We start from the raw sequence: 24,120 nt of genomic DNA on the forward strand, positions 1-24,120 counted from the left end.
CCTCGCTAATTTTCCTTGCGCGATAAGATTACTAGATGACGATCACCTTCCAACTCAGGAACAGCCAAAGATATGATCTCTGTCACACTGCACCATTCAGGAAGCTGATCCATTTCATCTTTAGGGTGCTGTCCTTTCAGCGCTAGAAACACCCCGTGCTCTTGTTTCGGCAAATGGTGGCACCATTCCACCATGTCTGTCATTGAAGCAAAAGCTCGACTCAAAACGCCATCAAATTTTTCTTCAGGTTGGAATTCTTCGACGCGACTTTGAATTGGTGTCACGTTTTTCAGCCCTAATGTGTGCACGACTTGCTTGATAAAACGAATGCGTTTGCCAAGACTGTCGAGCAAAAAGAAGGTTTTCTCAGGGTTCATTATTGCCAAAGGGATGCCCGGTAACCCCGGACCAGTACCAACATCAATGAAGCGCTCACCGGGCAGGTGTGCGCTTACAACGATACTATCAAGAATATGTTTCACTAACATATCAAGCGGATCACGTACCGATGTTAAATTGTACGCTTTGTTCCATTTGTCGAGCAGTTCGACATAACCAACTAACTGCTCTCGTTGCTGTTCTGACACTTCCAAATCGGTTTTCGCGATCAGTGAATCCAGCTTTGTTCGCAATGCGCTCATTATTCTTCCTCACCTTTCTTCAGCAAACCATGCTTTTTCAAGTGAACAAGTAGAATAGAAATTGCAGCAGGCGTAATACCAGAAATGCGTGATGCAATACCGATGCTCTCTGGTTTGGCCTCGCTCAGTTTAGCAACGACTTCGTTTGATAAACCTTTTACATCGCGGTAATCCAAATCAGCAGGTAACTTGGTATTTTCGTGACGCAGTGATTTTTCGATCTCTTCCTGCTGACGCTTGATGTAACCATCGTATTTCACTTGAATTTCAACTTGCTCAGCCGCTTGCTGATCTTCAAGTGCAGGAGCAAACGCTTCAAGTTGCGTCAGTTGCGAATAAGTGATCTCTGGACGACGCAGAAGATCCTCACCACTCGCTTCACGGGCCATTGGGGTTTTCAGCAGCTTGTTCAGCTCATCAACACCCTCTGATTTCGGATTCATCCACGTTGCTTTCAAACGCTGACGCTCCGTTTCCATATTGTTGATTTTCTCGTTAAAGCGAGCCCAACGAACATCATCAATCAAGCCTAGCTCGCGCGCTTTTTCCGTTAAACGCAAATCAGCATTATCTTCACGAAGTAGCAGGCGGTATTCCGCACGAGAAGTGAACATGCGGTACGGCTCTTTGGTACCCATGGTCGATAAGTCATCAATCAACACGCCCATGTAAGCTTGGTCACGACGTGGGCTCCAGCCTTCTTTGTCTTGGCTAAACAAGCTTGCGTTTAGGCCCGCCATCAAGCCTTGCGCTGCGGCTTCTTCGTAGCCAGTCGTACCATTAATCTGGCCAGCAAAGAACAAACCATGGATGAACTTCGTCTCGTACGTTTGCTTCAAATCACGTGGATCGAAGAAATCGTATTCAATCGCATAACCTGGGCGAACGATGTGTGCATTTTCAAACCCTTTCATTGAGCGCACGATTTGTACTTGCACATCAAATGGCAAGCTGGTCGAGATACCATTAGGGTATAACTCGTGCGTGGTTAGGCCTTCTGGCTCAATGAAGATTTGGTGGCTGTTTTTGTCAGCGAAACGCATCACTTTGTCTTCAATAGACGGACAGTAACGCGGACCAATACCTTCAATCACACCTGCGTACATTGGACTGCGATCCAAGTTACTACGGATCACATCGTGAGTTTGTTCATTGGTGTGGGTGATGAAACATGGAATCTGACGCGGATGCTGTTCACGTTTGCCCATGAACGAGAATACAGGCGTTGGGTTATCACCGTGCTGAGCTTCTAGCACTGAAAAATCAACAGTACGAGCATCAATGCGCGGTGGAGTACCTGTTTTTAAACGATCCACACGGAACGGCAGTTCACGCAGTCGATCCGCTAATGCGATCGATGGTGGATCCCCGGCACGACCACCAGACGAGCTTTCCATACCTATGTGGATCTTACCACCAAGGAAGGTACCCACGGTTAGCACAACGGCTTTTGCATGGAAGCGAAGTCCCATTTGAGTTACCACACCAACTGCGCGATCTTGTTCAACAATCAGATCATCAACTGATTGCTGGAACAACGTTAAGTTAGGCGCATTTTCTAATGCATTACGAACGTACGCTTTGTACAGAGCGCGATCGGCTTGAGCTCGAGTTGCTCGTACTGCAGGACCTTTGGAGGCATTTAGTGTACGAAACTGAATACCTGCATGGTCGATGGCTTCAGCCATCAAACCGCCCATAGCATCTACTTCTTTTACTAAGTGACCTTTACCAATACCACCGATCGCCGGATTACAAGACATCTGGCCTAATGTATCGATGTTATGGGTAAGGAGAAGCGTTTTTTGTCCTGTGCGTGCAGATGCGAGCGCGGCTTCCGTTCCTGCGTGTCCGCCACCGACAACAATGACGTCAAAGTTTTCGTGATAAAGCATGAACTGACCTCAGGTATTCAAAGGGATTTAATGGACAGATAAAGGAGCCGTATTTTACCTGCTTTATGCCAGAGAGAAAAACGTTTTCTCGTTTTATCCGTTTTAAGCTTCAAGATAAATATATATAAGATCTATATATATGATCTTTTATTAGATCTACTATTAGGATCGACCGTTTCTGTGGATAACCTAAAAATGATCAACAAGATCATGGATCTTCTTTGGATCATATCTTGTGATCATGATTGGATCAGATCGAGGATTACCTGGGATCAAAAGTGGTAGTTATACACAGGAGGTAAAATTGATCAAAGTTGTTATTGGGATAACTAAAGGAAAATCACTGGATCTTATTGTAGTTATCCACAGTCTGTTTGGTTAGTTTTTGAGCGGTTAAACAAAATAATTTGGTGGGAGTTATTCACATGGGAGAAAACAGAGCCGAATTTCGACTCTGTTGAAGGGAAAGTCGTGAGTTTAAAAACGTTCGATATTCTCTTTTAACCACATCTCTGCGGCGTCTTCTGGCACATCATGGCTCAGTACATCGATTTTAAAGCAATCTGCTAGAGGGGTTGCACCAATATCCTCTAATAAATCATAAGCGTGTTGACCAGCGGCACAGAACGTATCGTAGCTAGAGTCACCAATCGCAATCACCGCAAATTTTACATCAGTCATTTTTGGCGGTGTATTTTGTAATGCTGCGATAAAAGGTTGGATATTATCAGGATACTCACCAGCTCCATGTGTAGAGGTGATCACCAACCACGTACCTTGATTTTCGATATCACTGAGGGAAGGCTGGTTGTGGATCGTTGTTTCAAATCCATTCTCGTTGAGTAGATCACTCAGGTGATCCCCTACGTATTCTGCGCCACCTAACGTGCTGCCTGTAATAATGTGGATCATACTTCTTCCTTATTGAATGCGACGGCTAAAGCTCATGGATGGCTTGCCGTACAAAAAGAAACGCGGTGTGAGTTAAGCTCAGCACCGCGCGTTCGATTATTTACTTCCCTATACAGAATGAAGAGAAGATTCGTCCCAGTAAGTCGTCAGAACTGAACTCACCGGTAATCTCATTGAGATGTTGTTGGGTGATACGTAGCTCTTCAGCCAATATTTCACCTGCCATATAGCCTTCAAGCTGCTCCTGGCCTATTTGAAGGTGCTGTGCGGCACGTTCTAATGCATCGAGATGACGACGACGAGCCATAAACCCACCTTCACTGTTGCCAGAGAAGCCCATACACTCCTTGAGATGATCGCGCAGAGCTTCAACCCCTGCACCAGTCTTCGCTGACAAACGGATAAGAGTAGGGTTATTGACGTGGCAGATCCCCATATCTTCACCCGTTTGATCCGCTTTATTACGGATCACAGTTATGCCAATGTTGTCTGGTAGGCGATCCACAAAATCTGGCCAGATATCTTTCGGATCGGTGGCATCGGTTGTCGTGCCATCCACCATGAACAACACGCGGTCTGCTTGGGCTATTTCATCCCACGCGCGTTCGATACCGATTTTCTCTACTTCATCGGAAGCATCACGCAAACCTGCTGTATCAATGATGTGTAGTGGCATGCCATCAATATGGATATGCTCACGCAGTACATCACGCGTGGTTCCTGCGATGTCGGTTACGATTGCAGATTCTTTACCCGATAGCGCGTTCAGTAGGCTTGATTTGCCCGCATTTGGACGACCCGCAATCACGACTTTCATCCCTTCACGCATAATAGCGCCTTGGTTAGCTTCTTTGCGCACCGCATCTAGGTTGTCGATGATGGCTTGTAGGTCACCAGCCACTTTACCGTCGGCCAAAAAGTCGATCTCTTCTTCAGGGAAGTCGATGGCTGCTTCAACATAGATACGCAAATGAATCAGCGACTCAACTAAGGTATTAATGCGGCCTGAAAATGCGCCCTGTAAGGATTGCAGTGCCGATTTTGCTGCTTCTTCAGAACTGGCATCAATGAGGTCTGCGATCGCCTCGGCTTGAGCGAGGTCGAGTTTATCGTTCAGAAATGCGCGTTCAGAGAACTCACCAGGGCGAGCAGCTCGAATACCATCTATACCTAGAATGCGTTTTATCAGCATATCCATCACGACAGGGCCGCCATGGCCTTGCAGCTCAAGTACGTCTTCACCGGTAAATGAGTGTGGGTTAGGGAAGTACAGTGCGATGCCCTGATCAAGCACAGTGCCATCTTCTGACTTAAACGGCAGGTACTCTGCGTAGCGGGGCTTTAGTGTTTTGCCAGTGACTTCTAACGCCACTTGGTTGGCTTTAGGGCCAGAAACTCGAATAATACCGACACCGCCACGACCAGGCGCGGTCGCTTGAGCGACAATCGTATCTGTAGTCATAATTTTGCCTTTTGAGCTGGGCTATAGGGAAGATACCTAGGGAGCCATCACAATTAATTAGCTGAATTGTAATCAGCCAAAAACAAAAAGGCGACCTTTTGGCCGCCTTTCTCAATCATTTCCTAAAAGGTTACTTGCTGTGTAAGCCTTTTTTCTCTAATCCTTTGTAGATCAGAGTTTGCTGGATAAGCGTTACGATGTTCGACACCAACCAGTACAGAACGAGACCTGATGGGAAGAACAAGAAGAAGAAGGTAAACATAACCGGCATAAAGGTCATGATCTTCTGCTGCATTGGATCCGTTACTGTTGTCGGGCTCATCTTCTGGATTAGGAACATTGACGCACCCATCAGTAGAGGCAGGATGTAGTAAGGGTCCTGCGCTGAAAGGTCATGAATCCAACCGAAGAATGGAGAGTGACGTAGCTCAACCGATTCCATTAGTGCCCAGTAAAGCGCGATGAAGATAGGCATCTGTAGGATAAGAGGTAAACAGCCACCTAGTGGGTTCACTTTCTCTTTCTTGTACAGTTCCATCATTTCTTGGCTCATGCGCTGACGGTCATCACCGATACGCTCACGCATTGCTTGCAGCTTAGGCTGTAGCATGCGCATTTTCGCCATAGACGTGTATTGCGCTTTTGTTAGTGGGTACATTGCACCACGAACGATGAAGGTCAGACAGATGATTGCCACACCCCAGTTGCCAACAAAGCTCTGGATGAATGAAAGCAACATATGAAGAGGCTTCGCAATGAACCATAACCAGCCGTAGTCCACTACTAGGTCTAGGTTAGGTGCCACTTCTGCCATTTCATCTTGCAGTTTTGGACCAACCCAAAGTGTTGCTTCAAACTTAGCCTGATCGCCTGTTGCGATAGTTTTGTTCGGCATACGAACGCCGATGTCGCCGAGGTTGCCAATTACACGAGTGTATAGGTTAGTACCTGGTTCGTTACGTGGGATCCAAGCTGCGGCAAAGTAGTGCTGAATCATTGCTGCCCAACCTTGGCCATCGGCTAGGTTAAGAGACAGGTTGCGATCCTGCATATCATCAAAGCTGTACTTCTTGTAACGCGTATCTTCTGTTGAGTATGCGCCACCACGGTAAGTAGGCATTGTGATGCTACCACCATCGTCCATTAGGTTTTGACGTAGGTGAGCGTACATACCAAATGTTGCGTTGTTGCCTGAGTTGTTCACTACATCGTATTCAACATTAAGCGCGTAGCTGCCGCGTTTAAAGATGTAAGTTTTGGTGTATTCGATGCCGTTTGCAGTGAATGTCATCGGAACGCGAAGTTCATCTTGACCGTCAGCCATTGTGAAGCTGTCTGCACTTACGTTGTAGTGAGGGCGATTTGTGCTGCTCAAGTCGATACCTTGAGGACCCACTAGACCGCTTTGAGCGATAAATTGGTGACCTTGAGCGTCTTTAAGCAGAACAAAGGAATCTGATGAATCTAACTCAGCAGAGTATTCGTTAAGGTTGGCATGTACCACATCGCCACCAACGGTGTCGATCGACAGAGTTAAAACATCAGTCGTTACTGTGATAGTTTTTGCAGAAGCTTGCTGTTGACCAGGAACTGGGTCAAGTTCATCAGCAAAAGATGGTGCAGGTAGAGTGCTGCTTGATTGAGCCTGTTCAACTGCTTGAGGTTCTGGATTCTTTGCAACTTGCCATTGTTGAAACAGCAAAAAAGAAACCAGGGCCAAACCGATGAGCAGGATATTACGTTGAGAATCCATCGTTAGTTATCTCTGTCTTGTTTTTGGACTGGTGGAACGGGGTCATACCCCCCTTCATTCAAAGGGTGGCATTTTAATAGACGTTTGCCTGATAACCAACATCCTTTTACAAAACCGTGAGCTCTCAAAGCTTCTAGCGCGTAAGTGGAACAGGTTGGTGTGAACCGGCAACGAGGACCAATCAAAGGGCTGATAAACCAGCGATACAGATAAACGAGCCCAATGGCTATCCACGTGAAGGGCGAGACAGGCGTTGCCATAGCTTATCAAACAACTTAAAAATTTCCTCATTGCTTAAATCTTGCGCGCTTTTCTTCGCAATCACAACAAAATCTTTGTTTGGAAGCTGATGTTGATTGTTACGAAAGCTTTCACGAGCCAAACGCTTAAATCGGTTACGACCGACAGCCGTTTTGATTTGCTTTTTGGGAACCGCTAAACCTAATCGTGGGTGAGAAAGTTTGTTATTGCGAGCAATGATGGTGAAATGAGGCGAGCCAGCTCGATGAGCTTGCTGGAAGACGTTTTGATAATGCTCGGGAGTTAACAAACGTAACTCCCGATTAAACGCGTACGTGTTCAAAATAAACTAGCGATTATTTTGATAGGCGCGCACGGCCTTTTGCACGACGTGCGTTGATAACTTTACGACCGTTCTTAGTTGCCATGCGAGCACGGAAGCCGTGAGTACGCTTGCGCTTTAGAACTGTAGGTTGAAAAGTGCGTTTCATGATAATTACCTTTACTGATCAGTAGTTTTAGGTTCTTGTTAAACCCGGCGTGGGTATTTGCTTTCTTATATAAAGAAGCTCTTTATATAGAGAAGGACAACCGACGCCTCTCAACAAAGAGGCGGAATTGTAATCACACTCACATAATGTGTCAATGACTCAATGAGTACGAAATTCCGGCCGGGCGATTATACGTAGTGTGAGTAAAATCTCAAGGATCAATCGATCCTGATGCTTGATCGTTACTCTATTCCTACTTGGTTAAGGAATTTTTTCAAACGAGGATCTTGTGGATTATCGAAGATATCCTGTGGAGAACCTTGCTCTACGATATTGCCTTCCGCCATGAAGATCACTCTATCAGCGACTTCTTTCGCGAATTGCATTTCGTGCGTCACCACCAGCATGGTTTGATGCTGATTAGCTAACTTCTTCATTAATGAGAGAACTTCACCGACCCATTCAGGATCCAGCGCAGAAGTTGGTTCGTCAAATAACAGCAGTTCTGGTTGCAGCGCCATCGCTCGGCCGATACCCACACGTTGTTGTTGGCCGCCAGACAATGCCGCTGGATAACTATCGCCTTTATCCCCAAGGCCGATGTCATCCAGAATTTGTTGCGCTCGTTTGAGAGCATCGGCTTTTTTCCAGCCTCGAACGGTCACTAGACCTTCGGCAATGTTCTGGCGCGCATTCATGTGGGCAAACAGGGCATAGTTTTGGAACACAAAGCCAGTTCGACGACGCAGCGCTAATACTTCGGCTTTAGTGTGTTTTTGAGTATCAACGGAGATGTCATCTATCGTGATACGACCTTCATCTGCTTGTTCTAGAAAGTTCACCGTACGCAGCAAGGTTGATTTACCCGTGCCACTTGAGCCGATAATCACGATGATCTCACCTTGCTTAATATCGAGGTCGATGCCTTTCAGCACTTCAGTCTCACCAAAACGTTTGTGAATATTTTCTAACTTAATCATCGTACGTACGCCTTATTCAGTTTTGCTTCTGCCCAGATTTGTACGCGAGTCAGAATCACCACCACTCCCCAGTAAATAAGAGCAACCGCAAGGAAAGCTTCAAAGAAACGGAAACTTGATGAGGCTTCCATCTGTGCTTTCGCCATGATTTCGGCCACACCAAGCGTGAAAGCGAGAGACGTTGACTTGATCATATCGATGAAATAGTTCATCAATGAAGGCAGTGCGACACGCGTTGCTTGAGGTAAAATCACTCGGCGCATTGCTTGGGATGTCGTCATACCGACCGATAAGCTCGCTTCCATTTGGCTGCGATCAATGCCAATAATGGCGGCACGAATACTTTCCGCCATATAAGCGGCAAAGTGCAGCGTTAAACCGATCACCGCTGCTGAAAAGGCGTCGATACCGACCATCAATGGAAAAATTTGCGGTAAGCCGTAATAAAGCAGGAAAAGCTGAACCAACAGTGGGGTGCCACGGAAGAAGCTGATGTACAGTTGGCTTAATTGATCCAGAACTGGCAGTTTAAATACGCGAATATTGGCTAAAATGACGGATAAAATCAGCGAAAACACCAATCCCCATGTCGCCATTTCCATGGTTGTGCCAAGATATTTCAGCAATATCGGCAGCAGTTCCAACATGTAATTAAAGTCAAATCCCATACGGCTTACCTAAAGGCTAGAGAAAAGAAAAGGTGGAAAACAAGTTCCACCTTTACGTAAGTTTATTTTAGTCCGAGAGTGATACCACTTTGCGGCCTAAAGTACAAAGAGTTCTTATTTCGTGATGTCAGCGCCAAACCACTTCACGGAAATTTTCTCTACTGTACCATCTGCGCGCATCTCAGCCAGTGCTTTGTTTACTTCTTCTTGCAGCTTACGACCTTTCTCGTTGTCAACGAAAGGCCATGCGTTTTGAATGGTCTCAAACGGTTCGCCTGCCAATTCCAGAGGAAGGCCAGTTTTCTTAATCAGCTCTAACGCAGAAAGACGATCCATTACAAACGCGTCTGCACGACCGAGCGCCACGTCATGTTCGATACCTGTGTCGTACGTTTTAATGTTGATCTTGCCGTCTTTGTCGTATTGACGCAGCAGTTGCTCAAAGTTAGAGCCTAGGTTCACCGCAACGGTTTTGCCCGCAAGATCGTCAACACCTTTGATGCTGTCGTTGCCTTTACGCACGGTAATTTGTGCGCCATCTACAACGTAAGGGTCAGCAAATAGGTATTTAGCTTTACGCTCATCAGTCATGGTGATTTGGTTGGAGATCGTATCGATACGACCAGTTTCTAAAAGACCAAATAAACCAGAGAAGTTGGCTGTTACGTATTCGATTTTGTAATCGTTACGTTTACCGATTTCATCCCACATGTCGACTTCAAAGCCTTGTAGCTTGTCTTGCTTTACAAAAGTAAACGGGAAGTAGCGACCTGACATACCAACTTTGACTTCAGTAGCGGCTTGTACGGTTGCTGCCGACAGTGCAATGGCTGCAACGGCAACCTTAATCCAGTTTTTCATAATACATCTCCATAATTTTATGGTTGGAAATACTACTGTTAGTTAGCTCAATTAAATAAATAACCAAGAGCAATAACCTAGACCTGTGAGTTATTAGATAATAGAAGAAGAATGTTAAATGTGACGAAAATGCGAACTGAACCTAGCGAAATGATCGACAAAATCAGCATTGGGAATAAAATAATACACAGACTTATCACCAATCGCTCGATCTTGTGAGTTTTGCCCAATTGTGGATCGTTGTGTGGGCAAATTTGGGGCAAGGTGTGTTGATCTCATCAAGTTTGCAGAAATAATTGTGAATAACTTGGATCTTATTCACTGGATCGTCGATCAATCGCTGGCGATCTTGGTTATCAACAGGTAAAATTGCCAGTCTTTTCCGATAATTCAATTACTCAGTGGGGGCACCGTGTCATCTTCGCTTTGGCTGCAATGTTTGCAGCAGCTTCAAGAAGAGCTACCAGCTACAGAATTCAGCATGTGGGTTCGTCCGCTACAAGCGGAGCTCAATGACAATACTCTCACTCTATTCGCGCCAAACCGCTTTGTGTTGGACTGGGTGCGTGATAAGTATCTGAACAATATTACTCGCTTACTGCAGGAATACTGCGGTGGCGATATTCCTAACTTACGTTTTGAAGTGGGGAGCCGACCTGTCTCTGCACCAAAACCAGCGCCGACACGTACGCCTGCAGATGTGGCTGCCGAGTCATCTGCACCTGCGCAATTACAGGCGCGTAAGCCAGTACACAAAACCTGGGATGACGACGCTCAAGCGATTGCGGCTATCAATCACCGCTCAAACATGAACCCAAAACACAAGTTCGATAACTTTGTTGAAGGTAAGTCGAACCAACTGGGTTTGGCTGCGGCGCGTCAGGTATCGGATAACCCAGGTGCAGCTTACAACCCACTATTCCTATACGGCGGCACGGGTTTGGGTAAAACCCACTTATTGCATGCGGTGGGTAACGCGATTGTGGATAACAACCCGAACGCAAAAGTGGTCTACATGCACTCAGAACGTTTTGTGCAAGACATGGTGAAAGCGCTGCAAAACAATGCGATTGAAGAATTCAAACGCTACTACCGCAGCGTGGATGCGCTCCTTATCGATGACATCCAATTCTTTGCTAATAAAGAACGTTCACAAGAAGAATTCTTCCATACCTTCAACGCACTATTGGAAGGTAATCAGCAGATCATTCTAACGTCTGACCGTTATCCTAAAGAAATTAATGGCGTTGAAGATCGTCTTAAATCTCGCTTTGGTTGGGGTCTTACTGTTGCGATCGAGCCGCCTGAGCTTGAAACGCGTGTGGCGATCTTGATGAAAAAAGCTGAAGATCACCAAATCCACCTTGCTGATGAAGTGGCATTCTTCATTGCCAAGCGTCTGCGTTCGAACGTTCGTGAGCTAGAAGGTGCACTGAACCGTGTTATTGCGAACGCGAACTTTACTGGCCGTCCAATTACGATTGATTTTGTTCGTGAAGCGCTGCGCGATCTGCTTGCTCTACAAGAGAAGCTTGTGACAATCGATAACATTCAAAAGACAGTGGCGGAATACTACAAGATTAAAGTAGCGGACTTGCTGTCTAAGCGTCGTTCTCGTTCTGTAGCGCGTCCTCGTCAGCTGGCTATGGCGTTAGCAAAAGAACTAACCAACCATAGCTTGCCTGAAATTGGCGATGCGTTTGGGGGCCGCGATCATACGACCGTACTTCATGCTTGTCGCAAGATTGAGCAGCTGCGTGAAGAGAGCCACGACATTAAAGAAGATTACTCTAACTTGATTCGCACCCTGTCTTCGTAATCGGTTAGAATAACGGTATTCTAAGCAAATCATTTATTGAGCTGACAGCGTAAAGAGCCAAGCATGAAATTTACCATTGAACGTAGTCATTTAATCAAACCGCTACAGCAGGTTTCGGGCGCTTTAGGTGGCCGACCAACCCTGCCAATCCTGGGTAACCTACTTCTTAAAGTAGAAGAGAACGTATTGTCGATGACGGCAACCGATCTTGAAGTAGAGTTAGTAAGCAAAGTGACGCTAGAAGGTGATTTTGAAGCGGGCAGCATTACCGTTCCTTCGCGTAAGTTTCTCGATATCTGCCGTGGTTTACCGGACGATGCGATCATCACATTTGTATTAGAAGGTGATCGTGTACAAGTTCGCTCTGGTCGCAGCCGTTTCTCGTTGGCAACGCTTCCTGCGAACGATTTCCCTAATATTGAAGACTGGCAAAGCGAAGTGGAAGTATCACTGAGCCAAGCTGATTTACGTACGCTGATCGACAAAACTCAGTTCTCGATGGCGAATCAAGACGTTCGTTACTACCTCAACGGCATGTTGTTTGAAATTGACGGCACCACGCTACGCAGCGTGGCGACGGACGGCCACCGTATGGCGGTATCGCAAACTCAGCTAGGTGCGGACTTTGCGCAGAAGCAAATCATCGTGCCACGCAAAGGTGTGCAAGAATTAGTAAAGTTGATGGATGCGCCAGAGCAGCCCGTAGTACTTCAGATCGGTAGCTCCAATGTTCGTGCTGAGGTGAATAACTTTACTTTTACCTCTAAGTTGGTTGATGGTCGTTTCCCTGACTACCGCCGTGTATTGCCTCAGAGCACCAATAAGACACTAATAGCAAGTTGTGACGAGTTGCGCCAAGCCTTCTCTCGTGCTGCGATTCTTTCCAACGAAAAATTCCGTGGCGTGCGAGTGAATCTGGCTGATACTGAAATGCGCATAACCGCGAATAACCCAGAACAAGAAGAAGCGGAAGAGATGCTTGATGTAACCTTTGAAGGTGACGCCATCGAAATCGGCTTTAACGTAAGCTATGTGCTTGATGTTCTGAACACGTTGCGTTGTGAAAATGTACGTGTGTCGATGTCGGATGCTAACGCCAGCGCGTTGATTGAAAATGCCGACGATGACAGTGCCATGTACGTGGTGATGCCAATTCGTCTATAAGCCAACTGAATGCCTCTTTCTCGTCTCATCATTCAGCAGTTTCGAAACATTAAAGCCTGTGATATTGAGTTATCAGCAGGCTTTAACTTTCTTATCGGGCCGAACGGCAGCGGTAAAACCAGTGTCTTAGAAGCGGTTTATCTGCTCGGGCATGGCCGCTCATTCAAGAGCTCTCTCACCGGACGAGTGATACAAAATGAGTGTGACGAACTGTTTGTTCATGGTCGTTTTTTGAACTTGGATCAATTTGAGCTACCTATCGGCATTAATAAGCAGCGTGATGGCTCAACAGAGGTTAAAATAGGCGGTCAATCTGGACAAAAATTAGCGCAGTTGGCACAAGTTCTGCCTCTGCAGTTGATACACCCAGAAGGGTTTGATTTACTGACAGATGGCCCTAAACATCGTCGTGCGTTTATTGATTGGGGCGTGTTTCATACCGAGCCCGCTTTTTATCAAGCATGGGGAAGGTTCAAGCGCCTGAACAAGCAGCGCAACGCGTTGTTGAAAACCGCCAATAGTTATCGTGAGCTCAGTTATTGGGATCAGGAAATGGCAGGGTTGGCTGAAAACATCAGCCAATGGCGAGCAAGTTACATCGAGCAGATGAAAACCGTCGCAGAAACTATCTGTCAGACATTTTTGCCAGAATTTGAGATCCAATTGAAGTATTATCGTGGCTGGGATAAAGACACTCCATACCACGAGATACTAGAAAAGAATTTTGAGCGTGATCAGGCATTGGGATACACCTTTAGTGGCCCAAACAAAGCTGATTTGCGCATTAAAGTGAACGGAACGCCCGTTGAAGATGTTCTGTCACGCGGTCAATTAAAACTCATGGTGTGTGCATTGCGTGTAGCGCAAGGGCAACACCTGACAGAGATGGCCGGTAAACAATGCATTTACCTAATTGATGACTTCGCGTCGGAATTAGATAGCCAACGTCGCAAGCGTCTTGCTGACTGCTTAAAAGAGACGGGCGCACAAGTATTTGTAAGCTCTATCACTGAAAGCCAAATCGCCGATATGTTGGACGATAACGGTAAATTGTTTCATGTGGAACATGGCAGGATAGAGTCAAACTAGAAGAGAGAAACTCATGTCTGAAAATTACGATTCATCGAGTATTAAGGTACTGAAGGGTCTGGATGCGGTACGTAAGCGTCCAGGAATGTACATCGGCGATACGGACGACGGCACCGGCCTTCACCACATGGTTTTCGAGGTGGTGGATAACTCAATTGATGAAGCGTTGGCAGGTCACTGTAAAGACATCGTTGTGACAATTCATGAGGATAACTCGGTTTCCGTTAGCGATGATGGTCGTGGCATTCCAACAGAAATCCACTCAGAGGAAAATGTCTCTGCAGCAGAAGTAATCATGACGGTTCTTCACGCGGGTGGTAAGTTCGACGATAACTCATACAAAGTATCGGGTGGTCTTCACGGGGTAGGTGTTTCAGTAGTAAACGCACTATCAGAGAAAGTTGAGCTAACGATTCATCGTGGTGGCCATATCCATACGCAAACCTACCGCCATGGTGAGCCTCAAGCGCCACTAGCCGTTGTGGGTGATACGGATAAAACCGGTACACAAATTCGTTTCTGGCCAAGTGCCGAGACGTTCTCTAACACAGAGTTCCACTATGACATTCTGGCGAAGCGCCTGCGTGAACTGTCATTCCTGAACTCTGGTGTGTCGATCAAATTGGTTGATGAACGTGAAGCGGACAAACATGATCACTTCATGTATGAAGGTGGTATTCAAGCGTTCGTTGATCACCTAAACACCAACAAAACGCCAATCATCGAAAAAATCTTCCACTTTAACTCTGAGCGTGAAGACGGCATTTCAGTTGAAGTGGCGATGCAATGGAACGATGGTTTCCAAGAGAACATCTTCTGCTTTACCAACAATATCCCACAGCGTGATGGTGGTACTCACCTTGCTGGTTTCCGTGCTGCGCTAACACGTACATTGAACAGCTTTATGGATAAAGAAGGTTTCTCGAAGAAAGCGAAAACAGCGACTTCAGGCGACGATGCGCGTGAAGGTCTAACTGCGGTTGTTTCGGTGAAAGTGCCTGATCCTAAGTTCTCAAGCCAAACAAAAGACAAACTGGTTTCTTCTGAAGTGAAATCAGCTGTTGAGTCTGCAATGGGTGAAAAACTGTCTGAGTTCCTGATTGAGAACCCGACAGAAGCGAAGATGGTTTGTTCGAAAATCATCGATGCAGCACGTGCTCGTGAAGCAGCGCGTAAAGCTCGTGAAATGACGCGCCGTAAAGGTGCGCTAGACCTAGCTGGCCTTCCAGGTAAACTTGCAGACTGTCAGGAAAAAGATCCTGCACTCTCTGAACTATACATAGTGGAGGGTGATTCGGCAGGCGGCTCCGCAAAACAAGGCCGTAACCGTAAGAACCAAGCAATCCTACCGCTAAAAGGTAAGATTCTTAACGTAGAAAAAGCACGTTTCGACAAGATGCTATCTTCTCAAGAAGTAGCAACACTGATCACCGCACTAGGTTGTGGTATCGGTCGTGACGAGTACAACCCGGACAAGCTTCGTTACCACAACATCATCATCATGACCGATGCCGATGTCGATGGTTCGCACATCCGTACGCTACTGTTGACCTTCTTCTACCGTCAAATGCCAGAGCTTATCGAGCGTGGTTACGTGTACATCGCTCAGCCACCACTATACAAAGTGAAAAAAGGCAAACAAGAGCAGTACATCAAAGATGAAGAAGCGATGAACCAATACCAAGTATCATTAGCTCTGGATAATGCATCGCTACACGTAAACGCAGAAGCACCTGCACTGGCTGGTGAAGCACTAGAGAAGCTTGTTCAACAGTACAATGCGGGTATTAAACTGGCGGAACGTATGAGCCGTCGCTACCCAAGTGCTTTGGTAAACGAGTTGATTTACACTCCTCGCCTAACGCCAGAGCAATGCCATGACGCATCAGTTGTGGAAGCTTGGACGAAGCAGCTTATTGAACAGCTGAATGCGAAAGAAGTGGGGGCAAGCCAGTACAGCTACGAAGTTGAGCAGCACGAAGAGCTAGGCTTAAACTTGCCTAAGATTGTGGTTCGTACTCACGGCGTGACGCACGAACATGCAATTAGCATCGACTTCCTAAACTCGAAAGAGTACGGCAAGTTGGCTGATCTATCAGAAGCACTTGATGGACTTCTGGAAGAAGGCGCGTACATCAAACGTGGTGAGCGTACTATGCCAGTGGCAAACTTTGCAGAAGCGCTTGACTGGTTAGTGAAAGAGTCAATGCGTGGCTTAAGCCGTCAGCGCTACAAAGGTCTAGGTGAGATGAACCCAGACCAACTTTGGGAAACCACCATGGACCCAGAAACTCGTCGTATGATGCAGGTAACGATTGAAGATGCGGTAGGTGCAGATCAACTGTTCACTACGCTAATGGGTGACCAAGTAGAACCTCGTCGTAACTTCATCGAAGAGAACGCACTGAAAGTAGCGAACCTAGACGTATAACGACACTGTTCGTGATCGTAAAAAGCAGCGAGAAATCGCTGCTTTTTTTGTTGTACCACCAGCTAAAATCGCCACTTTCTGCTAAAGCGGATGTTTTTCTGGTACTAACTGCCAACAACCCGATCAAGCCTGCCATTTTATATCTGTTTTCTTTTTTTCTCGCCATTTTGTTCGCTTGAGCGCTTTTGCTTTCTTTTTTCTGCTCGCTATAGTGCTGAAGAGCTGATGATTAAGGAGACTAAGAAAATGGTGATGACTTTCCTGAACTAAGCCGGAAGTGATGCACTTCCGGTTCAATGCACTGAATTTATTTGTAAGACAAGGCATTAAGAAGGAAATAATCATGTTTGAACGCTGGTTCTCAGCGTACTGCTTGGCGCTGCGAACTTGGTGGTTAACCAGTCGCTTTTTAACCTATCAATCACCACTAAGGTTGTTATCGCTATTTGAAACCTGCGAGCAACAAGCCCATTGCCGTAACCGAACTCGTATTGCGGTTGGGGACACGGTTCGCTTAGTGGATGTTGAACGCGCCTATCAATATCGCATGACGTTAGTCAGCTCGCGCAAGGGGCAGCCGATGACAGGTATGCTCGCGGTCGATTCTTATTTGGGATCTCGACTGTTAGGTCGAGCTAAAAATGATGCGCTCGAAGTGGAAATTTTTAATCAGCGACGCTGCTTTGTGATTACTGAAATTGTTCATCACTCGCAGCCACCAGCTCAGAAAATGCTGTGTGGTTGTCTGTTGTGCCAATAAATAGAGGTGAAGTCATGAGTAAGAAAGAAAAGAAACAACCGCAGTTGAGTCTAAAAGAAAAGCGCAAACTAAAGCAGGAAAAGGCGGCAGAAAAGGGCGTTGTAAAAGCGCGTAAATCCTCCCGCAAGTAAAGTGTAGATTGAGCCCTCCAGAACGGTGGGCTTTTTATCACTGATCGTGAAGTGATGAGGAACTAAGCTGTTCAAGGGGATAGTGGATGCTTTAAAAATTTTTTATTTTTTCCCTTGAAAGTCATTTTTGACGACCTTATATCTAGTTGTGAAGAGGGTGACTGGCTTGCTAGAGACTAGAAGACCAGCCCTCTGAAATCGCTAAAACGAGATCGCTCAGAAGAGGATATGGCGTTTTAGCACACAACTTAAACCTTTAGATTCAATATCATGTCTCCGAGCCAAACCAAGGCCAGTGGAATGATAAGAATCTCTTAGTTCGGCGTTGGTTTTTGCATAAACACGCCAGTAGGATGAAACTCATCTGAACTAAGACTATTGCTTAATTAAGAGGATAGATTTATGCGTAATGTAGATTTCTCACCACTATACCGTAATGCAATTGGCTTTGATCGTCTGCTAAACCTGATGGAAGCGAATACAGCGAAAAATACTTCTGGCGGTTACCCTCCATACAACATTGAGCAAAAAGACGAGCACAACTACCGTATTACTATGGCCGTTGCTGGCTTTGCTGAAGAACAGCTCGATCTGACTCAAAACGAAAACATGTTGATTGTGAAGGGCGAACGTAAAGCCGAAGAAGGCAAAAACTACGTTTACCAAGGTATTGCAGAACGTGATTTTGAACGTAAATTCCAGCTAGCGGATTACGTAAAAGTCGTGGGTGCATCAATGGAAAACGGTCTACTTCATATCGATTTAGTTCGTGAAATCCCTGAAGCCATGCAACCACGTAAGATTGCTATCGGTGGTAACAACCTGATTGAGAACAACTAATCAGTTAACCACCCAGTTATAGAATGAGAAAGAGCGCCATATGGGCGCTCTTTTTAGTTTGGGGTTTTCAAATCCGCTATTTTAAAGCCGTAATTTCAAAGAGAAGAACGGCTGAGTTCAATCCATCTATTTACCTTCGCGGTAAGCCTTTTCCACTTCTTCAGCGATAATCGCAATGCCTTTTTGCATCATTTCATCATCTTGAACGTAGTTCATACGCAGGCATTGGTGCGCGTGATCCCACTCGTCTTGCTGACCAATAAAGAAATATTCACCAGGGACAATCAATACGCCACGCGCTTTCAAGCGTTGGTACAGTTCCATTGTTGTGATTGGCAGTTCATCAAACCATAACCACAAGAAGATAGCGCCTTCCGGCTTGTGGATGCGGAATCGCTCATCGGTAATTGCTTGTTGGAGCAGTTCAACCGCACGTTGTGATTTTTGCTTGTAGAACGGCTTAATCACCTCTGAACTCAGTTTAAGCAGATCGCCTTTGCCAATTATATGGTTTGCCAGCGCTGGACCAACACTGCCCGGCGCTAGGCTGATGATGCCGTTCATATTGGTTAACGCTTGAGTGATTTCTTCACTCGCAATCACAATGCCACAACGCACACCTGGCAAGCCAAGTTTAGATAGGCTCATGCATAGGATGGTGTTTTCATTCCAGAACGGTTCGACATCTTCAAAGATGATGTTCGGGAAAGGTAGACCGTAGGCGTTATCGATGATCAGCGGGATGTTGTTCTCACGTGCTAGCTTGTCCAGTTTACGTACTTCTTCGTCTGTCAGTACATTACCCGTTGGGTTGGTTGGACGAGACGCGCAGATTGCCGCAACAGAGTCGTCGACGGTTAGTTGCTCAAAATCGACGTGGTATTTAAACAGACCGTTATCTAACAGCTCGATTTCTGGGTGGTAAGAGATAAAGATATCTTCATCAATGCCTGCATCACCATAACCGATGTACTCAGGTGCGATAGGTAGTAGCACTTTCTTATGCGAACCATCTGGCTGTTTACCTGCCAACAAGTTGAACAAGTAGAAGAAGCCACTTTGGCTGCCGTTAGTTAGGCTGATGTTCTTTTCGGAAATATCCCAGCCGTAAGTTTCACGGAATAACTGAGCTAGCGCTTTGACGAACGCGTCTTTACCCTGCGGGCCATCGTAGTTGGCGAGGGCGGCGACGAGCTCCCCACTGGCGAGCATTTCCTCACTGGCTTGGTGAAAGTAATCGAGCATGGCAGGAATGGCGGCAGGATTACCTCCACCGAGCATGATGGCACCTGGTGTGCGCAGACCATCATTCAAATCGTCCATTAACTGCGTAATACCTGAATACTGATTAAATTTTTCACCAAACTTTGAGAACTGCATGCTGACTTATACCTAATTCATTGTGATTGCTTTGTGTATGTTTATGCCGATGTTTTATCGGCTTATCGAGTAATCCTTGACCTTACCTCAATGTGTAATTAACGCAAAGTGTGAATTAAGCCGAAAAAGAAAAAAGTGCGTCATCAGACCAGAGGGACGAGACTAAATGGCAAAAAGAACAATAAAAAAGGGAAGCTTATGCTTCCCTTGCTGGTGGAGAGAGTGTGATTTACTCACCGGTGTAAACAATCAGTACCTTGTCGTCTTGGTATTGGCGTTCGAACGCGTAGTAACCTTCTTGATTGCGAGTGATGTGCTTACCTTGAGCAACCGCTGGGTGGCGTTTACGGAATTCACCCAATTTTTGCCAATGTTGCAGCAGATCTTCACGCTCGCCATGAATCTTATCCCATGGCATATCTGAGCGTGTGCCTTGGTGGGCGTCTGAACCAGTAATGCCAAAATCACGAGCTATCTCATCACCGTAATAGATCTGTACTGCACCCGGAGCCAGCATCAGAGCATTTGCCGCACGTGCTTGGTCATCAAAGCTGCGGCTGCGAGCTGACCAAAACAGTTGTGTATCGTGTGAAGACAGGTAGCTCAACACATTGAACTCAGGATCGGTATTGATGCGCTCTGCATAGCGGCGGTAATCATTATCAAGTTGAGCGAAACACTTCAGCGCTTTTGGTGCCACATCAGATTGGAACTCGAAGTTGATGATGGAATCGAAGCCGTTATCGAAATACGGGCTCTTCACTACGCTGTGTGCCCACACTTCACCTGTCATCCAAAATGGCAGGTCATCTAGTGCTTTGTCTGGATTGTTTTGCTTCCACTGGGCAAGCGCTTGAGTGGTGCTGGCTTTCAACTCTGCCCACGCTTCCATTTCAACGTGTTTGGCCGTGTCGACACGGAAGCCGTCAATGCCGTAGTCACGTACCCAATCGGATAACCAGGTAATCAGGTGTTCACGTGGGGTTTGCAGCTCATCTTGCGCATTGGTGTCTTTATTGCGGAAGAAGTTTGGTAATCCGGTTTTCTTAGTCGATTCGGTTTTGAGATCCGGTAGGTAGTTCAAAGACATGGTGATATCGTTGTAGCCCGGAGCATCGTAGTCACCAATGTCGGTGCGGATCCAATCTTTGCCCCACCATTTATCCCACGCTTCGCTATCACCGTATTTGATGTAGTCGTTGAAGCTGTGCCAGCTTTGTCCTAATTTTGGCTGCCAGTCGGTCCATTTTTCACCAAGGACTTGTTTGGCTTCTTGGTCATCAAGGTAAAGCTGACCAAAGCCGAATTCCTGCATGTCTGCTAATGTCGCATAACCTGTGTGGTTCATGACTACATCCCAAATCACGCGGATACCTTTCTTGTGGGCGGTATCGACGAAGGTTCTGAGTTCATCTTCGGTACCCATGTTGGCATCAAGCTTGGTCCAATCTTGGTGATAGTAGCCGTGGTAGCCGTAGTGCTTAAAGTCGCCTTTATCGCCGCCGCCAACCCAGCCGTGGATTTGTTCCAGTGGTGAGGTTATCCAGATAGCATTCACACCAAGTGATTCGATGTAATCGAGTTTTTTCGTTAGACCCGCTAAGTCACCACCGTGGAAGGTACCAATCTCATATTTTCCGTCTTTACTGCGACCGTAGCTGTTGTCGTTGTCAGGGTTGCCATTGTAGAAGCGGTCAGTCATGACGAAGTACACTGTTGCGTTATCCCAGCTGAACGGTTTGTCGGCTTGCTGATCGACTTCTTCTAGCAGCAATAGACCTTGGCTCATAGGACCCGGCTGCATGGTGACGCTGCCATTGGCGACTGTGGCTTCTTGTCCGGTTAAGGCGTCACGAACGACAGTGCCATCATTAAAGGTTTGAGCAACATTGATGGTTTTTGGCGTGTCAGTTGCGACAGGGCAAGAGTAGGTGATGTCCTGAGTCTGTTTTGGTTTGATTTTTACCGTCAGCTCGTTGGTGGTTGGATTGAGCGTAAATTGATAGGTATTGGCTTTGAAGATGCGCAGCGGCATTTGTGCATCAGTGGCGCAGTTATCCATTTTTAATGGACGATTGAACTTGATGCGATCTTCTTCTGCTAGGGCAAAGCTACTGCCACAGCTTTGATTACTGTCGGCAATGGTAAAGGTGTAGCTGCCTTTTTCGAGTTTTTGCTCGGCGACAAGTAAGCCCTGTGAGTTTTCCTCAAAAACAGCGGTATCATCACCAACGCTTAATACGATGGCATTTTCTGGAATCTGGCTGCAGGCGCTCAGTAGACCAATAGAGAGTGCGAGAATTGTTTTTTTCATTGTGTCCTTCCCCCGAATAAACAGTCCAGTTATAGCAAAACTGTGCCTCTACAATCCGAGCTCTATACCAACAAGTTAAACGCGTCTCACCCTACAAATTTTAGTCTTGTTCACAAAATGAATAATAAGCGTCACCTTCATCGGTTTGAAGGCAACAAAAAAGGGAAGCATCTGCTTCCCTTTTACTTATTTCTTAATCACTTCGAAGAGTAATGAATTACTTTTGAAGCAAAGAAATGTCTGCGATCTGTAGGAACAGGTTACGCAGGTTGTTCAGTAGTGTCAGACGGTTCTTCTTAAGTGCTTCGTCGTCTGCCATTACCATTACGTTATCAAAGAACGCATCAACTGGTTCACGTAGGTCAGCTAGCTTGCTTAGGGCTTCTTGGTAGTTACCTGTAGCAAATGCTGGCTCTAGCGCTTCAGTCATTACTTCAACGCTTTCTGCTAGTGCTTTCTCTGCGTCTTCTTGTAGAAGTGCTAGGTCGATGTCTGCTGCTAGTTCGCCGTCGAATTTCGCTAGGATATTACCTACACGTTTGTTCGCTGCTGCTAGAGACTCTGCTGCTTCTAGTTCACGGAAGTGAGAAACCGCTTTAACTCGTTGGTCGAAGTCTGCTGGTTTCGTCGGACGACGAGCTAGAACCGCTTGAATGATGTCTACGCTGAAGCCTTCGTCTTGGTACCAAGCACGGAAACGACCAAGCATGAACTCGATAACGTCTTGCTCAACGTTGTCGTTGGTTAGGCGATCGCCAAACAGTGACTTCGCTTTCGCTACTAGGTCAACAAGATCTAGGTTGTAGCCGTATTCAACGATGATACGTAGTACACCTAGAGATGCGCGGCGTAGTGCGAATGGGTCGCTGCCTTTAGGCGCTTGACCAATACCGAAGATACCTACGATAGTGTCTAGCTTGTCTGCCATTGCAACTGCAGTTGAAACGCCGTTAGATGGTAGTTCATCACCTGCGAAACGAGGCATGTATTGCTCGTTCAGTGCTACTGCAACTTCTTCTGCTTCACCGTCGTGGCGAGCATAGTGCATACCCATAACACCTTGAGTATCCGTGAATTCGAATACCATTGAGGTCATTAGGTCACATTTTGCTAGTAGACCAGCACGCTTTGATTTCTCAACGTCAGCACCGATTTGCTCAGCAATGTAGCCAGCAAGTTCTGTGATGCGGTCTGTTTTGTCTTTGATCGTACCCAGTTGCTTTTGGAAGATCGCTTGCTCTAGTTCAGGTAGACGGTCGATAAGCGGACGCTTACGGTCTGTGTTGAAGAAGAACTCTGCGTCAGCAAGACGAGGGCGAACTACTTTCTCGTTACCTTCGATTACGTAACGAGGCTCTTTTGATTCGATGTTCGATACGAAGATGAAGTTAGGTAGTAGCTTCTTGTTTTCGTCGTAAACAGGGAAGTATTTTTGGTCACCTTTCATGGTGTATACCAACGCTTCAGAAGGCACTTTTAGGAACTCTTCTTCAAACTTCGCTGTTAGTACCACTGGCCATTCAACCAGAGACGTTACTTCTTCTACTAGGTCATCTTCTAGGTCAGCGATACCGCCAACCGCTGCTGCCGCTTTTTGTGCGTCAGCTAGGATGATTGCTTTACGCGCTTCGTAATCTGCCATTACTTTACCGCGCTCTTCTAGAATCGCAGGGTATTGCTCAGCAGAATCGATAGTGAACTCTTGCTCACCCATGAAGCGGTGACCACGGATAGTGCGGTCTGAAGCGACACCAAGGATCTCGCCTTCGATTAGGTCGCTGCCCATTAGCATGGTTAGCGTCTTAACTGGACGGATGAACTGAGTTGTTTTGTTACCCCAGCGCATTGGTTTTGCGATAGGTAGGTTTGCTAGTGCTTTCGCTGCAAGTTCAACTACGATCTCAGACGTTGGCTGACCTTTCACTTCTTGTTTGAACAGTAGCCATTCGCCTTTGTCTGTAACCATGCGTTCTGCTTGGTCAACCGTGATGCCACAACCGCGTGCCCAGCCTTGAGCCGCTTTTGTTGGGTTGCCTTCCGCGTCAAACGCTGCAGAAACCGCAGGACCACGTTTTTCAACAACTTTGTCAGACTGGCTGTCTGCTAGTGCTGCTACTTTTAGAGCAAGACGACGAGGTGCCGCGAACCATTTCACGCCTTCGTGAGCAAGCTCAGCGCCTTTTAGTTCTGCTTCGAAGTTTGCTGCGAATGCTTCAGCTAGAGTGCGAAGTTGCGTTGGTGGTAGCTCTTCTGTACCTAGCTCGATTAGAAATTCTTTTGCCATGTTAC

20 protein-coding genes are annotated in these 24,120 nt (G+C 46.4%); 6 read left to right on the forward strand and 14 right to left on the reverse strand.

Features of this window, described 5'->3' with window-relative positions; all coding sequences use genetic code 11:
* Positions 1–5 precede the first annotated feature (5 nt).
* From rsmG to R7P80_RS26010, 11 genes are all read right to left on the reverse strand, one after another.
* Positions 6–641, reverse strand: a complete 636-nt coding sequence (rsmG, locus tag R7P80_RS25960) for a 16S rRNA (guanine(527)-N(7))-methyltransferase RsmG (protein ID WP_005378902.1) — start codon at positions 639–641, stop codon at positions 6–8.
* Entirely contained in the window at positions 641–2,536 is a 1,896-nt protein-coding gene (gene mnmG, locus R7P80_RS25965) for a tRNA uridine-5-carboxymethylaminomethyl(34) synthesis enzyme MnmG (protein WP_005378901.1), read from the reverse strand. The genes rsmG and mnmG overlap by 1 nt, the downstream gene beginning before the upstream one ends.
* Before the next feature lie 477 nt (positions 2,537–3,013).
* The gene (mioC, locus tag R7P80_RS25970; RefSeq protein WP_005378900.1) at positions 3,014–3,448 is read right to left on the reverse strand and encodes an FMN-binding protein MioC; all 435 of its coding nucleotides are present in this window, start codon (positions 3,446–3,448) and stop codon (positions 3,014–3,016) included.
* 100 nt (positions 3,449–3,548) lie between these two features.
* A complete protein-coding gene (gene mnmE, locus R7P80_RS25975) occupies positions 3,549–4,910 on the reverse strand; it encodes a tRNA uridine-5-carboxymethylaminomethyl(34) synthesis GTPase MnmE (protein ID WP_005383836.1) in 1,362 nt (453 codons plus the stop codon).
* A 130-nt stretch (positions 4,911–5,040) separates the two neighbouring features.
* Positions 5,041–6,663: a membrane protein insertase YidC gene (gene yidC, locus R7P80_RS25980; protein WP_005383834.1), complete on the reverse strand. Its 1,623-nt coding sequence runs from the start codon at positions 6,661–6,663 to the stop codon at positions 5,041–5,043.
* 2 nt (positions 6,664–6,665) lie between these two features.
* The gene (gene yidD, locus R7P80_RS25985) at positions 6,666–6,923 is read right to left on the reverse strand and encodes a membrane protein insertion efficiency factor YidD (protein ID WP_005378822.1); all 258 of its coding nucleotides are present in this window, start codon (positions 6,921–6,923) and stop codon (positions 6,666–6,668) included.
* On the reverse strand, positions 6,890–7,213 hold the full coding sequence (gene rnpA, locus R7P80_RS25990; RefSeq protein WP_005394102.1) for a ribonuclease P protein component: 324 nt from the start codon (positions 7,211–7,213) through the stop codon (positions 6,890–6,892). Before rnpA ends, yidD begins: the two co-directional genes overlap by 34 nt.
* 46 nt (positions 7,214–7,259) lie before the next feature.
* The gene (gene rpmH, locus R7P80_RS25995) at positions 7,260–7,394 is read right to left on the reverse strand and encodes a 50S ribosomal protein L34 (RefSeq protein WP_005378825.1); all 135 of its coding nucleotides are present in this window, start codon (positions 7,392–7,394) and stop codon (positions 7,260–7,262) included.
* Positions 7,395–7,636: 242 nt separating this feature from the next.
* Positions 7,637–8,374: an amino acid ABC transporter ATP-binding protein gene (locus R7P80_RS26000; protein ID WP_005378827.1), complete on the reverse strand. Its 738-nt coding sequence runs from the start codon at positions 8,372–8,374 to the stop codon at positions 7,637–7,639.
* Positions 8,371–9,042: an amino acid ABC transporter permease gene (locus tag R7P80_RS26005; RefSeq protein ID WP_005378829.1), complete on the reverse strand. Its 672-nt coding sequence runs from the start codon at positions 9,040–9,042 to the stop codon at positions 8,371–8,373. Before R7P80_RS26005 ends, R7P80_RS26000 begins: the two co-directional genes overlap by 4 nt.
* Positions 9,043–9,156: 114 nt before the next feature.
* Positions 9,157–9,903, reverse strand: coding sequence for an amino acid ABC transporter substrate-binding protein (locus tag R7P80_RS26010; RefSeq protein WP_005378831.1), 747 nt, complete (start codon positions 9,901–9,903; stop codon positions 9,157–9,159).
* A gap of 412 nt (positions 9,904–10,315) precedes the next feature.
* Here R7P80_RS26010 and dnaA point away from each other — a divergent pair, with 412 nt between their 5' ends.
* The 6 genes from dnaA to R7P80_RS26040 all read left to right on the forward strand — a co-directional run bounded on the left by dnaA (position 10,316) and on the right by R7P80_RS26040 (position 18,137).
* Positions 10,316–11,722 (forward strand): chromosomal replication initiator protein DnaA, encoded by a 1,407-nt coding sequence (gene dnaA, locus R7P80_RS26015; RefSeq protein ID WP_005378835.1) that lies wholly within the window; start codon positions 10,316–10,318, stop codon positions 11,720–11,722.
* Positions 11,723–11,785: 63 nt separating this feature from the next.
* Entirely contained in the window at positions 11,786–12,886 is a 1,101-nt protein-coding gene (gene dnaN, locus R7P80_RS26020; RefSeq protein ID WP_005394106.1) for a DNA polymerase III subunit beta, read from the forward strand.
* Positions 12,887–12,895: 9 nt separating this feature from the next.
* Positions 12,896–13,975 (forward strand): DNA replication/repair protein RecF, encoded by a 1,080-nt coding sequence (recF, locus tag R7P80_RS26025; protein ID WP_225492062.1) that lies wholly within the window; start codon positions 12,896–12,898, stop codon positions 13,973–13,975.
* Between the two features lie 13 nt (positions 13,976–13,988).
* A complete protein-coding gene (gene gyrB, locus R7P80_RS26030; RefSeq protein WP_005378841.1) occupies positions 13,989–16,406 on the forward strand; it encodes a DNA topoisomerase (ATP-hydrolyzing) subunit B in 2,418 nt (805 codons plus the stop codon).
* A gap of 343 nt (positions 16,407–16,749) precedes the next feature.
* A complete protein-coding gene (locus tag R7P80_RS26035; RefSeq protein ID WP_054579440.1) occupies positions 16,750–17,166 on the forward strand; it encodes a GreA/GreB family elongation factor in 417 nt (138 codons plus the stop codon).
* A 533-nt stretch (positions 17,167–17,699) separates the two neighbouring features.
* Complete coding sequence (locus R7P80_RS26040) at positions 17,700–18,137, forward strand: Hsp20 family protein (protein ID WP_005378857.1); 438 nt, start codon at positions 17,700–17,702, stop codon at positions 18,135–18,137.
* 126 nt (positions 18,138–18,263) lie between these two features.
* Here R7P80_RS26040 and R7P80_RS26045 read toward each other — a convergent pair whose 3' ends face one another.
* The 3 genes from R7P80_RS26045 to glyS form a co-directional block, all read right to left on the reverse strand.
* Positions 18,264–19,517 (reverse strand): valine--pyruvate transaminase, encoded by a 1,254-nt coding sequence (locus R7P80_RS26045; RefSeq protein ID WP_025768941.1) that lies wholly within the window; start codon positions 19,515–19,517, stop codon positions 18,264–18,266.
* 229 nt (positions 19,518–19,746) lie between these two features.
* Positions 19,747–21,831 carry an alpha-amylase gene (locus tag R7P80_RS26050; RefSeq protein ID WP_064353495.1) on the reverse strand — a complete coding sequence of 695 codons (2,085 nt, stop codon included), beginning with the start codon at positions 21,829–21,831 and terminating at the stop codon, positions 19,747–19,749.
* Between the two features lie 217 nt (positions 21,832–22,048).
* Positions 22,049–24,115: a glycine--tRNA ligase subunit beta gene (gene glyS / locus R7P80_RS26055; RefSeq protein ID WP_005378875.1), complete on the reverse strand. Its 2,067-nt coding sequence runs from the start codon at positions 24,113–24,115 to the stop codon at positions 22,049–22,051.
* Positions 24,116–24,120: the final 5 nt, after the last annotated feature.

It is taken from the genome of Vibrio sp. 2092, assembly GCF_033339635.1.
Classification (GTDB): Bacteria; Pseudomonadota; Gammaproteobacteria; order Enterobacterales; family Vibrionaceae; genus Vibrio; species Vibrio alginolyticus.

Excerpts from the sequence above, each read along its gene's own strand:
- rsmG (WP_005378902.1), bottom strand. The coding sequence starts at position 641 with ATGAGCGCATTGCGAACAAAGCTGGATTCACTGATCGCGAAAACCGAT.
- mnmG (WP_005378901.1), bottom strand. The coding sequence starts at position 2,536 with ATGCTTTATCACGAAAACTTTGACGTCATTGTTGTCGGTGGCGGACAC.
- mioC (WP_005378900.1), bottom strand. The coding sequence starts at position 3,448 with ATGATCCACATTATTACAGGCAGCACGTTAGGTGGCGCAGAATACGTA.
- mnmE (WP_005383836.1), bottom strand. The coding sequence starts at position 4,910 with ATGACTACAGATACGATTGTCGCTCAAGCGACCGCGCCTGGTCGTGGC.
- yidC (WP_005383834.1), bottom strand. The coding sequence starts at position 6,663 with ATGGATTCTCAACGTAATATCCTGCTCATCGGTTTGGCCCTGGTTTCT.
- yidD (WP_005378822.1), bottom strand. The coding sequence starts at position 6,923 with ATGGCAACGCCTGTCTCGCCCTTCACGTGGATAGCCATTGGGCTCGTT.
- rpmH (WP_005378825.1), bottom strand. The coding sequence starts at position 7,394 with ATGAAACGCACTTTTCAACCTACAGTTCTAAAGCGCAAGCGTACTCAC.
- R7P80_RS26000 (WP_005378827.1), bottom strand. The coding sequence starts at position 8,374 with ATGATTAAGTTAGAAAATATTCACAAACGTTTTGGTGAGACTGAAGTG.
- R7P80_RS26005 (WP_005378829.1), bottom strand. The coding sequence starts at position 9,042 with ATGGGATTTGACTTTAATTACATGTTGGAACTGCTGCCGATATTGCTG.
- R7P80_RS26010 (WP_005378831.1), bottom strand. The coding sequence starts at position 9,903 with ATGAAAAACTGGATTAAGGTTGCCGTTGCAGCCATTGCACTGTCGGCA.
- dnaN (WP_005394106.1), top strand. The coding sequence starts at position 11,786 with ATGAAATTTACCATTGAACGTAGTCATTTAATCAAACCGCTACAGCAG.
- recF (WP_225492062.1), top strand. The coding sequence starts at position 12,896 with ATGCCTCTTTCTCGTCTCATCATTCAGCAGTTTCGAAACATTAAAGCC.
- gyrB (WP_005378841.1), top strand. The coding sequence starts at position 13,989 with ATGTCTGAAAATTACGATTCATCGAGTATTAAGGTACTGAAGGGTCTG.
- R7P80_RS26035 (WP_054579440.1), top strand. The coding sequence starts at position 16,750 with ATGTTTGAACGCTGGTTCTCAGCGTACTGCTTGGCGCTGCGAACTTGG.
- R7P80_RS26040 (WP_005378857.1), top strand. The coding sequence starts at position 17,700 with ATGCGTAATGTAGATTTCTCACCACTATACCGTAATGCAATTGGCTTT.
- R7P80_RS26045 (WP_025768941.1), bottom strand. The coding sequence starts at position 19,517 with ATGCAGTTCTCAAAGTTTGGTGAAAAATTTAATCAGTATTCAGGTATT.
- R7P80_RS26050 (WP_064353495.1), bottom strand. The coding sequence starts at position 21,831 with ATGAAAAAAACAATTCTCGCACTCTCTATTGGTCTACTGAGCGCCTGC.
- glyS (WP_005378875.1), bottom strand. The coding sequence starts at position 24,115 with ATGGCAAAAGAATTTCTAATCGAGCTAGGTACAGAAGAGCTACCACCA.